The organism is Sneathiella sp., from assembly GCF_002694385.1.
Classification (GTDB): domain Bacteria; phylum Pseudomonadota; class Alphaproteobacteria; order Sneathiellales; family Sneathiellaceae; genus Sneathiella.
In genome coordinates this window covers 278,838-293,246 of the sequence record NZ_NZMB01000005.1, presented here as the reverse complement: position 1 = coordinate 293,246, position 14,409 = coordinate 278,838, and the positions used below count along the sequence as shown (strand labels likewise).

The window sequence follows — 14,409 nt, the reverse complement described above, 5'->3', positions numbered from 1 at the left end:
CTTTCACCCGAAAATTCAGGGTTGGTATACATTAAGCCGCGCTTCGGCGACAAGCTTTTCATCCCGTTCGATGCGGCCATCGAAGACGGCCATCGGCGCTTCGTTATAGACCAGCTTGACGGTGATCTTCAGCCGCTCGCCAATCGCGAAGGACGGGCAGCCGAGTTTCATATTGCGCGTGCTGACAAGATAGCCGATCTTCACCTCTCCGCCCGCATTGCGCGCCATGATGCCGCTATAGGCGGCGATGGACTGGGCCATATATTCAATGCCGACATAGGCGGGAACCGCGTCCGCCGCCAGAAACGGCGTCCGCTCCGTGATATCGACAATCGACGTCACCGTCTCCGCATCATAGCTGAGCACCCGGTCGATCAGGATCATCGGCGGGGCGTGATAGAGGATTTCCGTGACATCATAGGGGCAGGGTTCCATGGGCTAGTCCTTCGTCAGGATGACGCTGATATTGCTGCCGCCAAAGGCGAAGGAATTGCTCATCATCGCGCGGGCATTCTCCCGCCGCTCCCCCGCCTTCACCAGATGGACCGGCGGCAGATCAGGATCCACCACCCCATCCCAGACATGCGGCGGCAACAGCCCCTCCCCGCTCTCAAGGGCGAGACAGAGAAAGGCCAGCTCCGTGCTGCCCGCCGCGCCGAGCGTATGGCCGGTCAGCGGCTTGGTGGAGCTGCTGGGCACGGCCCCGAGCAATTGATGGACGGCTTTCGCCTCCATGCTGTCATTGAGTTCCGTCGCCGTGCCATGCAGGTTGAGATAGCCGATGTCGGCGGCGTTAAGCCCGCTGTCATCCAGCGCGCGGGCCATGGCGGCATGGGCGCCTGTCCCGTCCGGATCAGGCGTGCTCATATGATGCGCGTCGGATGTTTCGCCAATCCCGGCAACGCGCGGGCCTCTCTCTTCCCGGCTCATCAGAAAGACGGCCGCTCCCTCGCCGATATTGATACCGCCGCGGTTCTTGCTGAAAGGATTACAGCGCGCATCGGAAACCAGCTCAAGCGAGGCAAAGCCGTTCATGGTGAGACGGCAGAGCGTATCGGCCCCGCCGACAATGGCCGCATCGCAGAGACCGCTCGCCATCAGCCGCCGCGCCGAGGCGAGGGTCTTGGCGCTGGAGGTGCAGGCCGTGGAAATGGTCATGGCGAGGCCCGACAGGCCGAAGTAACGCCTTAAAAACAGGGCAAGGGAGGCATTGTCCTGCCGGTCATAGTCAAACCCCTCCGGAAACCGCCCCGTCCGGACCTTCTCCGCCACCCCGGCTTCATTATCGCTGATGCCGGACGTGCTGGTGCCGAGAATGACCGCCACGCGATCCGCGCCGTACCGCTCAATGGCGGCGCGGATATCGTCTTCTATCTCCTGCACGGCGGCAAGCAGCAGACGGTTGTTGCGACTATCAAAGCGAAGGAGTTCCGGCGGCACCTCCGGCAGCGACGCGTCGACGGCCCCGGCCATGACTGTGCGCCCGTCCAGAAACCCCGCCATCGGTTTCATCCCGCCCGCATCACCGGCAAAAAGCCGCGCCGCCACCGCCGCCCTGCCTTGGCCCAGCGCATTGATAATGCCGAGACTGTTGAGATACACGGCCTCCCTCATGGCGCCAGTTCGTAGGAAATGATGGTCATTTCATACTGCAATTCGGTATCGCGAATATGGACCTGTTCGTTCCAGGCGTTTGCCCGCAGACTCTGATAGGTAATGTCGAGCGTTTCGGCCCGGTCCGCCACCCGCGCCTGCATGGGATCATCCGCGGGCCAGTAAGCCGCAACAATCACTTTCAGGATATCCACCGCGTTGAGTTCTTCCGATATCCAGTCCGCCCGCGTCGCCTCGACCCCCTTCCCGGTCCAGAGAATATCAAATGCCCGCCGCCCCAGCGCATCGAGCGCGGCGATCTGCATCCGCTCCTCCTTCAGGCTGAGGCGCACCTGCAATCCGAACTGCTGCTCTCCATACCGGCCATTCAGCATCTGGACCACCTCGCGCGGCTGCCCCTCCGGCAATTGCCAGGCGGCGAATTCAATCCCCTCCTCCGGCGTGCTTGCGCAGGCGCCAAGAGTGAGGAAGGCCAGAATGAAGATAAATTTTACGCGCATTGCAGGGCCACCATATCAAGATATTTCCGCCCTTGCGAGACAAAGGGATTTTTTTCATCCCATGCATAACCCGCAAGGATAGACACAATCATCTGCTTGATCGGATTGTCATCTGCGGGCGGGTTGAAGATGATTTCCTGCAAATCGCCGCGATACCATGCCTCGACAAAGATCCGGAAACAATCCACACCGACTTTCAGCGGGCGGGAGAAATCGGCGTCCCAGTCCACGGTTTCCCCGGCAAGCTGTCGCAGCAGCGGATCAACCAGTAAATCGGCGGATTTGAAGGCGACGGTGACGCCGGAGGAGAAGACCGGATCGAGAAATTCTCCGGCATTGCCCAGCAGCGCAAACCGCGGCCCGGCAAGCTGCTTTACCTTTGTCGAATAGCCGGACATCTCCGCGACCGGACGCACGGCGACCGCGCCTTCCAGCAGCGCCTGAAGATCCCGTGTTTCAGAAATGATCTTCCACAGCTTTTCTTCATTGGTGCCGGGGTATTTGGCCAGTTCCGCCGGTGGCACCACAACGCCGAGCGAGGCGCGCCCGTTCGGAAAAGGGATAAGCCAGAACCAGATATCCTTGCAGGCGGGATGCACCGTGATCAGGATCTTGTTGCGGTCGAAATTGCGCCCCTCCAGCCGGTCATCGATATGAGTGAACAGCGCATGGCGCACCGGAAAGTCGGACGGCGCATCCAGATCCATGAGGCGCGGCAGGGCCCGGCCATATCCGCTGGCGTCCACCACGAAGCGCGCCGATATCTCGAATGGCCCGTCCGCATTCGCGCCGGACAGCCTGACGCCGTGATCCGTCATTTCAACGCCGGTCACCTCCTGCCCGAAACGAAGATCCGCGCCTGCATCGCGCGCCGCCTCCGCCAGAAGCTGATCGAACCGCTCGCGCTGCACCTGATAGGTTGTTGCGGGACCGGCGGAAAATTTCTGCGAAAAATCAATGGAGGTGAAGCGCCGGTCATCCGCAAAATCGGCGCCGTTCTTGAACTGGAACCCCGCCGCCGCCAGCCGCGGCAGCAATCCCGCCTTTTCCATGAAAACCATGGATTGCGGCAGCAGGCTCTCGCCAATCACAAAGCGCGGGAAATTGCCCTTCTCCAGCATCAAGACCTTCACCCCCTGCTGCATCAGCAAGGTCGCCGCCAGCGAGCCCGCAGGCCCCGCGCCGATGATCACAACATCACAATCTTCTGTGGCAATGGACATGTCAGAGCGGCTCCGTCATGGGGTTTTTCGTATCCGCCGCAATCGGCGCGAGCAGGTAGGCAAGGGTGATCCCAACCAGAATGGTGAGGCCAAAGGCATGGATGGCGAAGGTGTCGCTCAGCGCCAGCAGCCCGAAGGCCAGCAGGGTGGACAGGGCCGACAGACCATTGGCCAACATGGCGCGGCGTTGCCGGTGGCCTGCGGATTCGCGATTGAACAGCGCATAATCGAGGCCGATGGCAAAAATCAGCATCAGCGACATGGCGTTGAAAAAGGTGAAAGGCTCCCCCATCAGGGCGAGCAGGCAGGGCGCCAGCGCCACCGCGCTCATGGACGGCAGCATCACTTTCAGCGCCCCCATAACCCCATAACGGAGCGACAGGAACACCAGCACGACCCCATAGGCAATGCCGAGCATGATCAGGGCCCGCACCCGATAGGCACCGAATGTCTTGCTGAGGCTGTCCGCCTGGCTGACCAGCGCGATATGACCGGATTTGTCCGCCAGCCGGGCCAGCGCCTCCCGGTCCTTGACGCCGGACAGCATCACCGCATGCACGACAATGCCGGGCGTCCCGTAAACCCGGAGCTGCGAGATCAGCTCGGGCATGCCCTCGCCGGTAAACTGATCGAGGGTCAGGGGTTGATCGACGCGGGGATAGGGTTGCTCTCCCGCCAGGCCGAGGGCGGCCATATGCTGTTCAAGTTGCGGCATCAGGGCCCTGTCAACCAGCGCCCGGTTCTCAGACTGCCGCGCTTTCGACGGAATAAACTGGGAAATCATACGATAGTTGCCAATCGCGCCACTCGCCCGCAGGGCTTCCAGATCCAGCGCCAGCGCCTCTTCCGCCTGCAAGACTTCTTCCGCCCCCGAACCGCGCACGAAAAAGCGGTATGTCTGGTTGTCCACCCCGGCAAGATAACGGATCGCCTGTTCCTCGGCCTGCAACTCCTGCGGCAGCGATTGCAACCGCCGGACATCATCATCCGCCGTGATGCGCGTGGCGCCGAACAGTCCGACGAGGACAAGCATCCCGATCAGTAAAATCCGTCCGCCGCGCAGCTCTTTCCGCCACCAGAAATCATGCAGCTTCATGGAAGCCGCAAGCAGTTTCTCGCCATGGCTGAAGGGCGTCGCCCGATCCAGATAGGGGAAGAGATACAGAACGCAGAGATAGGCCATCGTCAGCCCGGAGGCCGAGAACAGCGCAATCTGCTGCAATCCCGGAAACGGCGTGAGCGCCAGGGTGATGAAGCCGAGAACGGAACTGACAAGGCCGAGCGTGAGGCCGGACCGCACGGCCCGCGCCCGCAACGCCGCCGTGGGGGCGCCGCTGCCGAATTTTTCGCAAAAATAATGGAAGGCATAGTCAACCGAAATACCGATCAACCCCACGCCAAAGACCAGCGCCAGCATTTGCAGGGAGCCGAAAAACAGCAGCGTCACCGCCAGCCCGCCGGTTATGCCCGACGCAATTGCCACCAGGATGAGGGCCAGAGGCTGGAAACTCCGGAACACGAGAAAATTCAGGAGAATGATGCCGACAAGCGAAATAACGCCGATAAAGCCGGCCTCATCCTCCGCCTGACGATAGGCATGTTCGCCGTAAAAAACCGCACCGGTTTTGAGGATTTTCAGATCGCCATGCGCTTTCACAAGCTGCTGCGTCGTCTCATCAAACAACTTGAGAGCGCGCGTCTGAAACCCCTTGTCGAACGGATTTCCCGCGAGCCGCCCCCGCACCAGCACATACCAGACGCCTTTTTCCTCAACGGCCAGCACATTGGCGCGGCTTTGCAGTTTCGAACTGTTTTCCGCCCCCGCCGCCAGATAGTTGGGAAGCAACAGAAACGGATCGCGGCGAATGACTTCCGCATCGGCAAGCGACAGCGGCGAGACGATTTGCACCATCGCCCGGTCAATCAGCGTCTGCCCCTGACCGGCCATCAGCAACCGGCGATCACTTTCCGACAGCAGGCCGGTGCGATGCGGAAAAAGCGTCTCGCTCATATGCCGAAATGTGGACTGTCCCGTATGATTTTGCAGCGATTTGAGAACGCCGCCATCCACCAGCGTCTTGCCAAGCATCTGCGCCGCGGCGCGCGCCGTTTCAAAATTAGCATTGCCCACCAGCACAATCAGCTGATCCGTCCCCTGCGCCCGTTCCGCCGCCTCAGCCCGGACAACCCACTCCGCGCTTTCCGACTGCGGCAGCATGGCGACGACATTGGTATCGAGCGGCAGGCCATCCTTCAGCCGCCAGCCGATGAGAATAACGGCGGCAATCAACAGCCCGAGATAGACCCAGAGGCCGACCCGGCTCACGGTTGCGCACTCCGGGCGCTCTGCGCCGCCGCCTTCACCTCTTCAACCGGGGCGATGCGCTGCTCAGAGAAGCTGATCACATCCCGATCGCCATTGCTTTTGACAATTTCCACCATTTCGAGAAAGTCGCCGATGGAGAAATTGAGATAGGCAAAAGGCAGGTTCAGCCCGCTTGCCTGGGGCGTGAAGCGCAAGGAGAATTTGCCATCGGCCGCCGGTATCAGCTTCGCCCCCGCCAGCTCCTCGAGCGATTGCCAGTTACCGCCGAGACTGTTCTCGAATGTCTCGCGCAGCAATTTGAAACCGGGAAACTGCTTGAAACCGAGGCGGGTCACCTCGGCGCCGCCGACGGACTGGCTGAGCCCCTCGTCATCAATCACCATGCGGCTGAAGAAGGGGGTTTCCGTCTGCCAGATCAGGGACGATTTCGGCATCAGAAAAAAAACACCTTCTGACAGGATCGGTTTTTCAAACCCCCGCAGATACCGCGCCTGTTCGAAACGGCCCATCAACGCCTCCCCTTCCTTGAGGGTTTGCGGCGCAGCAGGGGCCAGACCGGCGGGGCCGCTCACAAGGAACAGCAGCAGCAGACAAAAAAGACGTTTCACAAAAGGGATCCCACTTTATCATAAAGGACGGGTGGTGATTGAAATAGCATTTCCTCCGTCCGCTGATCAACTGCAACCTGAATGGTATAGCCGCGCGTGATTTTCTCGCCCGTGTCCCTATGGTTGATTTCATAGTTGATCTTGAGGCGGTTTTCATATTCAGCAAGGATCGCCCGCACCCGCACTTCCTCGGCAAAGCGGATGGAGCGGATATATTTGATACGCATATCGACAATCGGCCAGGCGTAGCCGCTGTCGCTCATCTGCTGATAGTTATAATCCAGCTTGTCCAGCAGGGCGCAGCGCGCCAGTTCAAAAAACCGCGGGTAATTGCCATGCCAGACAATGCCCATGGGGTCGAGGTCATAAAACTGGCATTTGACGGTTACTTCAGCCGCAATCATGGGGTTTCCTTATTCTTTTCTTCCGGCCGCAGGCGTTGCCCGGGGAGCGCCCAGAAATCATAAAAATTATACCATTGCTCGGGATAGCGAAGACACCCCTGCTCAAGCTGCTGCACATAGGCCGCCATCGGCGCGGCAAGGCCGTCGCGGGGCGGACGGCCGCGCACAACCCTGTCCGTGATCTTTTCAAACAGGATGCGGAATTTCCCGTCCTCGCGCAGGCAATGCAGCGAATAGACGGGACAGCCAAGCAGGGAGGCAATCAGCCAGGCCCCTTCGGAAAAAGGCGCGGGCGCGCCCAGAAAATCCATCACCCGGATACGTTTCGATTCGCCAAGCGGGATGCGGTCCCCGGCAATCACAATCCAGTTGCCAGCCTGGAGCTTTTCCTGAAGCTCGATCAGCGTGGCCGGGCCGATATCCTCCACCTCCTGGACATTGACCGCCGCCGCCGGATTGGCGCGGTTAAGAATTTCGGTGAAGCGGGCGGCATTGCGGGTATGGGCAAAGACGGTGACATTATCAATGCCCCGCGCGGCGCCAACCGCCCGCAGCACATCGACATTGCCAAGATGCGAGGTAACGACGAGGATGCCCTGCCCCTCTGTGCCAAGGCCATCAAGGCGGAGAAGATCGTCCCGGTCCAGATCCGCAAGCCGGATATGGCCAAGCCAGGCGGCCAGCCGGTCCAGCGCCATCGCCCCGAATGACCGGTAATGCCGCCAGAGTTGCCACAGGCTGACCTCCCCCGCCTCTGCCTTCATCGAGAAGATTCGTCGCCAGTAATCGCGGGAGGCGCGGCGCGAAGCAGTGCCCGTCAGGAAGAAATAGAGCAGCACCGGCTGCATCAGGGCCCAGCAGACACGACGCCCCAGCAACCGGTAAGCTGCCAGAAGGAAGTTAAGGCCGAATGCCATGCCCCGCTCGTCAATCCGCCCCCAATGCTGCGTGTCCGCGTCCATCCGGCGCCGGCGCCGTCGCCGTATCAGCATCGGCAAGCGGCACAACATCCCGAAGACAAGACGGGTATGCATTTTGGTGATCAGCCAGTTATCCATGCCAATCCGGAAGTTCGAGCTGTTATCCGGCGGGTAGGTGACCGACACCGGCAGCATGCGCATCTTGACGCCCCGCCAGTGAAGCCGCACCATGATCTCCGTGTCGAAATCCATATAATGGCCGATGCGCTCGCTCTCCATCAGCCCGAGGGTTGGCGCGAGAGGGTAGATGCGATAGCCGCACATGCTGTCCGTGATCTCCATCGACAGGGTCTCGATCCAGACCCAGACATGGGTGATCCAGCGGGCGAATTTCCGCGCGGGCGGAATGGTGTCATCGTAAACCGGCTCGCCGCTGATCAGGGAGTGCGGATGGATCTTCGCAATCTCGATCATCGCCGGCAGGGCATGCAGGTCATGCTGCCCGTCCGCATCAATCTGCAACGCATGGCTGAAACCTTCCGACGCGGCAAGGCGGAAGCCCGCCATCACCGCCTGGCCCTTGCCGCCATTTGTCTCCTGACGATGGACGGTGATGCCCCTCTCCGGATCATGCAGCGCGGCAAGCGCGGACTTTGCCGGTTCCGCACTGCCATCGTCGATAATGAAAACCCGCAGATTCTGTCTGCGAAGCGCCGCGATTACCGTCTCGATATGGCGATAGTGGTTATAGCTCGGGACAATGGCGGCAAGGGAGAAACTCATGGGGATGTCAGCTCGAAAAAGCCGGAAGAGCAGACTTCCTCCCCCTTGTGGTAGGAGAAGTGAAGCCGTCCCGCCTCCCGCTGCCAATCAAGATTGAGTCCGATATGGCTGCCTCCGACGATCAATTGCGAGAATTTAAGCTGGCCGAGGCGGGCGATATCCCCCGTCATCCCGAGATAGCGGCGGGCGAATTTCACCGCCCAGTCAACTTGCGCAACGCCAGGCAACACCGGCTCCCCCGGGAAGTGCCCCTGAAGCTGGAACAGATCCTCCGTCACCATGAAGGCAAGTTCGATCACATCCCCATCCTGCCGCACGATTGTGAGGCGGGGTTCCGTCGGGCTGGCCGACCAGGTTATTTCTGAGGTGCTCTGCATGGTCTTCTCAGTCTAATTATCCCGCCCTTCCTCTGCAAACAGTTCATTGAGAACCGTCTGCTGACGCTTGCCCTGCGCGTTCAGCGGCAACTGCGCAACGAAGCGCCAGCGGCGCGGCAGGGCGGCATTTTCCAGATGTCCGGATAGCGCCTTGCGCAACTCCCGACCGAGCCGGAACGCCCCCAGTGTCGCGTGCATCTCCCATCCCGCCGTAGTCGGTTCAACCACCGCCACCAGGGTATCGCGCACACCCGGAAGGATGAAAACGGCCGCATCGCGAACAAGCGAGGAATTGGTGAGATGCTGTTCGATTTCCAACAGGGAAATACGCTTCCCCTCAATCTTGACGAACTGGCTGGCCCGCCCCGTGAGCAGGAATCCCCCATCGTCAAAGCGCGTGACGAGATCGTTCATCGCTTCCCACTCGCCTTTTGCCGTATAGGCGGCGCGGACATGCAGCAGCCCTTCCGCATCGGTCCGGGTTTCGGCCCCCGGCAGGGGACGGAACGGCGTTGCCTCTGTCATCTGCTGACGACAGGCGATGGCGCCGGTCTCGGTGCTGCCGAAAATTTCCGTCGGTACCGGCCCAAACAGCCGCGCCGCCTGCGCCGCCGCCGCAAAGGGCAGCGGCCCGCCCGCCGCGAAAATGACCGGCATGCGGTCCTCCCCTCTCAATGGATCGAGAGGCGGGATGCGCGTCAGATGCGCCGGGCTGGTCACCAGAGAACAGGCGCGCGGCGCGGCGGCCAGCAACTCCTCCCATATCTCGAAGATGCCCGGAAAAAACGGCCGTCCCTCACAAAGCGGCAGCAGGCATTTGAAATAAAGGCCGAAAATATGCTGATGGCTGACCGTACCGAGGGTCGCCGACCCTGCAAGCCGATCACCAAAGCAGCCATGCAGGACAACCAGTTCATCCTCAATCTGCTTCAAACTTTTGGGGACCTGTTTCGGCAGCCCCGTGGACCCGGAGGTATAGAAATCAAACCGGCAATCGGCCGGATCGAGCGGGCGGAAAGCAAATTCCCGCCCCCTGCGCCCGTCAATCGCCATCTGCTGCGGCCCGTCCTGTTCCACAATATCGGAAAGAAGCGGGCTATCCCCGCTGACGAACAGATCCAGCATCCCGGGCAACACATTCGGCGGCACAATGACATGACAACCGGCCTGAAAAGCCGCCAGCATGCCGCAGACAAAGGCATAGCCGCTGTGGCAGGCTAGAACCAGACGGGGCCGCCCGCGTGCCACGATCCGCGCGGCAAGGTCCGCCGTTTCGGCATGAAGATCAGCGAAACTTTTGACATGCCCCGCCGCCAGACAGGCGACAGGCGTCTTTCCATCCCGGTCCGAGGTCAGCAGTTTTGAGGCGGGAACAAACATCTCTCACCCCGCTTTCCGGCGCTTCACATACTGGCGCAGCAGATATTCACCGCCGAACATCAGACCGATAAGAAGGTAGGATACAAATCCGTTATAGAGGGTCCATATTTCCAGACTGGCATAAAACGCCGTCCAGAGGGAGACGGCTGCATTCAACAGGAAAAAAACCACCCAGGCCTCCGTCACCCGGCGGGTATAGCGGATGGCGTGATCATCCAGCTCGCCTTCCATCGCGCGGGCGATCCGCTCGATAATTGGCGGTGGCGAAATAAGGGAAAATCCGAACAGTGCCGCGAAGGACAGGCTGATCAGGACCGGATAGGCTTTGACCGCCAGCAATTCATCAAGCAGCAGAAGCAGCAGAACGGCACCAAGGATAAACAGATACAGCCCGGCTTCAGACCTGCCGCCGATGCGGCGGCCCCGTTGCAGGGCGATGCGCAGCAGCAGAAAGGCAACCAGCGCCAGCCCCACGACGAGCGGGGAAAATTTCATCAATCCGAAATAGACGACAAACGGGTAGGCCAGGCTGATCAGGACAAGCAGCAGATCCAGCGGCCGGACTTTACGCCGCCAGAAGGGCATGAACGCGGTCCACCACGTCACCTACGGAACGCACGGTGCGAAACTCCTCCGGCGGGATTTTCTTGCCGGTCAGATCCTGCAATTTGACCACCAGATCCACCGCGTCGATAGAATCAAGGTCAAGATCCTCATAAAGCTGCGCGTCGGGAGAAATCTGCTCCGGCGGCACCTCAAACATTTCCACCAGATACTCGCTGAGCTTGTTATAGATGTCTTCGCGGGTCATGCGCCCATCTCCTTCCGCTCGGCGGTGATGAAGTTTGCAAGATTGCGAATGGAGGAGAAATGATCTTTCAAATCATCATTCTTGGCGCTGATCTTGATGCCATAGGTCTTCTGAATGGCGACGCCCAGTTCCAGCGCATCAATGGAATCGAGGCCAAGCCCGTCCACAAACAGACGTTCCTCGCTGTCGATCTCCTCCGGCGTGATATCCTCCAGATTGAGAGTATCGATCACCAGCTTTTTGATTTCGAGTTCAAAATCACTCATGGCAAAGCTTCCCAATATAATATTGCTCCAACTCCCGGGTGAGCCGTCGCACTTTAATTGACCTCGGTTCATGCCTCAAGTAGCCGGACATGTCCAGAAGTTCATCGAATGATATATCAAAACGCGACTGACGGGGAGGGATTGCATACCACGGGCTTCCCTTCGCCAGCGTCGGCGGATCGCAGAGGATGGTGACAAGCTGGATCGGCGTTTCGAAATGGGTTGCTATGTTGGCGAAACCGCGCTGAAACCGGATCGGCTGCCCGGGGACGGACCGCGTCCCTTCCGGGAAAATCAGGATATTCTGCCCTTTGGCCAGGGCTTTTTCGCATTGCGTCATCATGCTCATCGCATCGCCGTCATTACGGATGTATCCGGCGGCGCGCATCACCCCGCCAAGATAGGGGTTGTCCCACAGCTCATGCTTGACGATGCATTGCACATCGGGCATGCGCGACATCAGGAAAACCGTATCCAGCAGCGCGGGATGATTGGCAACGATGAGCGCGCCGCGCAATTGCGACAGCTTTTCCGCACCATGAAAACGGGAATCGATAATACCGCCGATCCGCAGCATGAAAACGAAGAAACGGAAAGCATGATAGATCACGCGGCGCACCCGGCGGATGCGCGTCTCGTCATCTTTCGTGAGCAGCGCGATGGGCGGAAAGACGAACAACGTCATGAGTGCGCCGCCCAAACTGAAACAGGCAAAGGCAATACCCGTTCCGATCAGTCGCCAGACATAGTTTATTTTCTCAAACATGACGGCGGCACCACCAGTCTCCCTGCTCCCCCGACCAGCGCCATTCCCCCTGCCCTCGCAGCATGAAGCGCAGAAAACTGGTGAGCGGATCACCGCCATGCTCCCGTCCGACGGCGCCTGTAAAACCGAAGCGATACATTTCCCCTGCCGCCTCATCGGCCGGGGCGATCAGCAACGCCAGCGCGGCAAGCGGCACCTCCGCATCACCATATGGCTCATAAAATTCGGGCAGCGGTTCATCCGCATGCAAGAACAGCACCGGAGAGGACGGATCTTCCTGCAAGGTTGTGAGTGCCTCGATCAGCCCGAGGCAGAAACTCTCCCCACCGGCGGCAATGGCCGTATGGGTTTCCCTGTTCTTGCTGATGATGGACAGCATTCCGGCCAGCGAATTATGCACCGACATGCCGAAGCCGGTGGGAGACAAGGGCTCCTCCCGCGCCAGGCTTTCCAGCAGCCCCAGCATCTGGGTCACATTGCCGTTGCGCGACGAGAAGACAAGCCGCGGAGAAAGGCCAGGATCGATATCCATCGCCGTCCTCAGCGCCAGCTTGCCAAGCCGTGACAGGCGACGGCGGAGGCCAGCGGGCAAATCCCGTACATCCGGCATTTCCCCCTGCCCTGTCGGCAACCCCGCCTCGCCTTCCGCCCATTGCCGCCAGGCATCCGGGTCATACAGACCCGGCGCCCAAGCGGACCAACGCTGAAGCGAGAAGGACAATGCAACCTCACCCATTGTCAGATCAGGCAGTGAGCGACGCCTTATTCAGTTCCTTGTTGATGTCATTCTCCAGCGTCCGGACCCATTTGTTATAGCTGCGATGGATATTGCCATTTTCATACAGCAGATCCTGGCTGCTGACATATTCGATCGAATAGGTCGTCTTGGAATAGCGGATATTGACCACGGCAACATGGCTGCGGTTGTGCAGCGTCGCCTTGAACAGGCCAGCCCCCGCCTCTTCGATGCTCCAGCCCCGATTGATGGCCGCCGTGCGGATGGCCATGGCAATGCGGTCAACGGAACCTTCCTGCAGCTTCATCGGCACATGACCGGCATCGACGTTATAAACCGGCTGTACGCGGCCGAAACAACCGCTGACAAAAAGGGCCATGGTCACCACCATCGCCAGATAGAAAAACTTCTTCATTATGTTGCCCCTCCAAAGGCGTTCAAGCGATACCCGCATTTCGGGTCGGGTATTGTCCCCGACAAAGATTTACATTTCCTTTGAACGAATGGCCAGAGCGAAAGCCGATTTTTTAACGTAATTCCATCTGCAACAGGGCGTCTGTCATTTCCCTGCACTGTCGAGCACTTTTCGAAATCGTAAAAAGGCCGCCATAAAGAAAGCCGCCCCAATCGCGGCCATCGCCAGCATTTCCGGCCAGATTATGTCGATCCCCGCCCCCCGGAACAGGACGCTCTGGGCAAAGCTGACATAGTGAGTGGAGGGCGAGAACTGCATAACGAACTGCAGCCATTCCGGCATACTTTCAAGTGGCGTCGTGCTGCCTGACAGCAGATTCATAATCATATAGGTCAGCATCACCAGCAGGCCGAACTGCGGCATGGAGCCGGCCAGCGTGGCCAGCAGGATGCCGAAGGACGTTACCGAGAAAAGATAGACCACCGCGCCCAGCAGAAACAGTGATTTCGAGCCATAAATCATCACATCCAGCATTCCCTCGACAATAAAAACCAGGGAAACCATGGCTGCAAGGATGATGACCAGCCCATTCGCCCAGACCTTGGACAACATGATTTCCGCCGATGTCACAGGCGTGACCAGTAAATGTTCAATCGTGCCATGTTCCCGCTCACGGATCAGCGCCGCGCCGGTCAGGATCATGGACAGCAACGTCACATTGTTGATGATGGTCATCACTGACATGAACCAAGCGGAATTGAGATTGGGATTGAAGGCTGTCCGGATCACCAGGCTGACGGGAGAAGCCGTTGTCCGCGTTCCAGCCGGATCGAGAAAGCGCGCGGCCTCCCGCTGAATGATGCTCTGGATATAGGCGGCACCATTTCCAGCGATGGCCATGGCGGTGGCATCCACATTAATCTGCACCGCAGGGCGGCGGCCCGCAATCAGGTCAGCCTCGAAATCCGGGGGGATGCTGACAATGAAAATATAACCGCCTGTATCAAGCTGATGGTCGACCTCCCGCCCGTCCACCTCGACCGCCGGTTTGAAATACGGCGGCAGAAGGGCATCCGTAATCCGCCGGGATATGATGGAACGGTCTTCGTCCAGAACGCCGACCGCCGCATTCGCCACCTCCATCTTGGCATTCTGCGCCACCTGATAAACCATGAAGGTAAACGCCCACACCAGAAGGAAAATCATCACCGGGTCGGACCGGACGCTGTGCAGCTCCTTTATTCCAAGGCGGTATATATTGCGCAGCCGCTTCCACATGA

General features: G+C 59.5%; 17 protein-coding genes. All 17 read right to left on the bottom strand.

Annotated features, from left to right (window positions below; genetic code table 11):
* Positions 1–15: 15 nt before the first annotated feature.
* The gene (locus CMN55_RS02530; RefSeq protein ID WP_293947970.1) at positions 16–435 is read right to left on the bottom strand and encodes an ApeP family dehydratase; all 420 of its coding nucleotides are present in this window, start codon (positions 433–435) and stop codon (positions 16–18) included.
* A gap of 3 nt (positions 436–438) precedes the next feature.
* The gene (locus CMN55_RS02525; protein ID WP_366931944.1) at positions 439–1,614 is read right to left on the bottom strand and encodes a beta-ketoacyl-[acyl-carrier-protein] synthase family protein; all 1,176 of its coding nucleotides are present in this window, start codon (positions 1,612–1,614) and stop codon (positions 439–441) included.
* Positions 1,611–2,114 carry a DUF3261 domain-containing protein gene (locus CMN55_RS02520; RefSeq protein WP_293947968.1) on the bottom strand — a complete coding sequence of 168 codons (504 nt, stop codon included), beginning with the start codon at positions 2,112–2,114 and terminating at the stop codon, positions 1,611–1,613. The genes CMN55_RS02525 and CMN55_RS02520 overlap by 4 nt, the downstream gene beginning before the upstream one ends.
* Positions 2,105–3,337, bottom strand: a complete 1,233-nt coding sequence (locus tag CMN55_RS02515) for an NAD(P)/FAD-dependent oxidoreductase (protein WP_293947967.1) — start codon at positions 3,335–3,337, stop codon at positions 2,105–2,107. Before CMN55_RS02515 ends, CMN55_RS02520 begins: the two co-directional genes overlap by 10 nt.
* A 1-nt stretch (position 3,338) precedes the next feature.
* The gene (locus tag CMN55_RS02510; protein ID WP_293947966.1) at positions 3,339–5,663 is read right to left on the bottom strand and encodes an MMPL family transporter; all 2,325 of its coding nucleotides are present in this window, start codon (positions 5,661–5,663) and stop codon (positions 3,339–3,341) included.
* On the bottom strand, positions 5,660–6,271 hold the full coding sequence (locus CMN55_RS02505; protein ID WP_293947965.1) for a LolA family protein: 612 nt from the start codon (positions 6,269–6,271) through the stop codon (positions 5,660–5,662). Before CMN55_RS02505 ends, CMN55_RS02510 begins: the two co-directional genes overlap by 4 nt.
* Positions 6,268–6,675 carry an acyl-CoA thioesterase gene (locus CMN55_RS02500; RefSeq protein WP_293947964.1) on the bottom strand — a complete coding sequence of 136 codons (408 nt, stop codon included), beginning with the start codon at positions 6,673–6,675 and terminating at the stop codon, positions 6,268–6,270. Before CMN55_RS02500 ends, CMN55_RS02505 begins: the two co-directional genes overlap by 4 nt.
* Entirely contained in the window at positions 6,672–8,378 is a 1,707-nt protein-coding gene (locus CMN55_RS02495) for a glycosyltransferase family 2 protein (RefSeq protein WP_293947963.1), read from the bottom strand. The genes CMN55_RS02500 and CMN55_RS02495 overlap by 4 nt, the downstream gene beginning before the upstream one ends.
* Positions 8,375–8,755, bottom strand: a complete 381-nt coding sequence (locus CMN55_RS02490) for an ApeI family dehydratase (protein WP_293947962.1) — start codon at positions 8,753–8,755, stop codon at positions 8,375–8,377. Before CMN55_RS02490 ends, CMN55_RS02495 begins: the two co-directional genes overlap by 4 nt.
* A 12-nt stretch (positions 8,756–8,767) precedes the next feature.
* Positions 8,768–10,135 (bottom strand): AMP-binding protein, encoded by a 1,368-nt coding sequence (locus CMN55_RS02485; protein WP_293947961.1) that lies wholly within the window; start codon positions 10,133–10,135, stop codon positions 8,768–8,770.
* A 3-nt stretch (positions 10,136–10,138) separates the two neighbouring features.
* Entirely contained in the window at positions 10,139–10,741 is a 603-nt protein-coding gene (locus tag CMN55_RS02480; protein ID WP_293947960.1) for a COG4648 family protein, read from the bottom strand.
* Positions 10,701–10,946, bottom strand: a complete 246-nt coding sequence (locus CMN55_RS02475) for an acyl carrier protein (protein WP_293947959.1) — start codon at positions 10,944–10,946, stop codon at positions 10,701–10,703. Before CMN55_RS02475 ends, CMN55_RS02480 begins: the two co-directional genes overlap by 41 nt.
* Positions 10,943–11,212: a phosphopantetheine-binding protein gene (locus tag CMN55_RS02470; RefSeq protein WP_293947958.1), complete on the bottom strand. Its 270-nt coding sequence runs from the start codon at positions 11,210–11,212 to the stop codon at positions 10,943–10,945. The genes CMN55_RS02475 and CMN55_RS02470 overlap by 4 nt, the downstream gene beginning before the upstream one ends.
* Positions 11,205–11,978: a lysophospholipid acyltransferase family protein gene (locus CMN55_RS02465; RefSeq protein WP_293947957.1), complete on the bottom strand. Its 774-nt coding sequence runs from the start codon at positions 11,976–11,978 to the stop codon at positions 11,205–11,207. Before CMN55_RS02465 ends, CMN55_RS02470 begins: the two co-directional genes overlap by 8 nt.
* Complete coding sequence (locus CMN55_RS02460; RefSeq protein ID WP_293947956.1) at positions 11,971–12,714, bottom strand: beta-ketoacyl synthase chain length factor; 744 nt, start codon at positions 12,712–12,714, stop codon at positions 11,971–11,973. The genes CMN55_RS02465 and CMN55_RS02460 overlap by 8 nt, the downstream gene beginning before the upstream one ends.
* A 7-nt stretch (positions 12,715–12,721) precedes the next feature.
* The gene (locus tag CMN55_RS02455; protein ID WP_293947955.1) at positions 12,722–13,129 is read right to left on the bottom strand and encodes a hypothetical protein; all 408 of its coding nucleotides are present in this window, start codon (positions 13,127–13,129) and stop codon (positions 12,722–12,724) included.
* 144 nt (positions 13,130–13,273) lie between these two features.
* Positions 13,274–14,407: an ABC transporter permease gene (locus CMN55_RS02450; protein ID WP_293947954.1), complete on the bottom strand. Its 1,134-nt coding sequence runs from the start codon at positions 14,405–14,407 to the stop codon at positions 13,274–13,276.
* Between the last annotated feature and the right edge of the window lie 2 nt (positions 14,408–14,409).

What these genes read in the sequence shown, in the direction of transcription:
- CMN55_RS02530 (WP_293947970.1), bottom strand. Translation starts at nt 435, where the DNA reads ATGGAACCCTGCCCCTATGATGTCACGGAAATCCTCTATCACGCCCCG.
- CMN55_RS02525 (WP_366931944.1), bottom strand. Translation starts at nt 1,614, where the DNA reads ATGAGGGAGGCCGTGTATCTCAACAGTCTCGGCATTATCAATGCGCTG.
- CMN55_RS02520 (WP_293947968.1), bottom strand. Translation starts at nt 2,114, where the DNA reads ATGCGCGTAAAATTTATCTTCATTCTGGCCTTCCTCACTCTTGGCGCC.
- CMN55_RS02515 (WP_293947967.1), bottom strand. Translation starts at nt 3,337, where the DNA reads ATGTCCATTGCCACAGAAGATTGTGATGTTGTGATCATCGGCGCGGGG.
- CMN55_RS02500 (WP_293947964.1), bottom strand. Translation starts at nt 6,675, where the DNA reads ATGATTGCGGCTGAAGTAACCGTCAAATGCCAGTTTTATGACCTCGAC.
- CMN55_RS02495 (WP_293947963.1), bottom strand. Translation starts at nt 8,378, where the DNA reads ATGAGTTTCTCCCTTGCCGCCATTGTCCCGAGCTATAACCACTATCGC.
- CMN55_RS02490 (WP_293947962.1), bottom strand. Translation starts at nt 8,755, where the DNA reads ATGCAGAGCACCTCAGAAATAACCTGGTCGGCCAGCCCGACGGAACCC.
- CMN55_RS02485 (WP_293947961.1), bottom strand. Translation starts at nt 10,135, where the DNA reads ATGTTTGTTCCCGCCTCAAAACTGCTGACCTCGGACCGGGATGGAAAG.
- CMN55_RS02475 (WP_293947959.1), bottom strand. Translation starts at nt 10,946, where the DNA reads ATGACCCGCGAAGACATCTATAACAAGCTCAGCGAGTATCTGGTGGAA.
- CMN55_RS02470 (WP_293947958.1), bottom strand. Translation starts at nt 11,212, where the DNA reads ATGAGTGATTTTGAACTCGAAATCAAAAAGCTGGTGATCGATACTCTC.
- CMN55_RS02465 (WP_293947957.1), bottom strand. Translation starts at nt 11,978, where the DNA reads ATGTTTGAGAAAATAAACTATGTCTGGCGACTGATCGGAACGGGTATT.
- CMN55_RS02460 (WP_293947956.1), bottom strand. Translation starts at nt 12,714, where the DNA reads ATGGGTGAGGTTGCATTGTCCTTCTCGCTTCAGCGTTGGTCCGCTTGG.
- CMN55_RS02455 (WP_293947955.1), bottom strand. Translation starts at nt 13,129, where the DNA reads ATGAAGAAGTTTTTCTATCTGGCGATGGTGGTGACCATGGCCCTTTTT.
- CMN55_RS02450 (WP_293947954.1), bottom strand. Translation starts at nt 14,407, where the DNA reads ATGTGGAAGCGGCTGCGCAATATATACCGCCTTGGAATAAAGGAGCTG.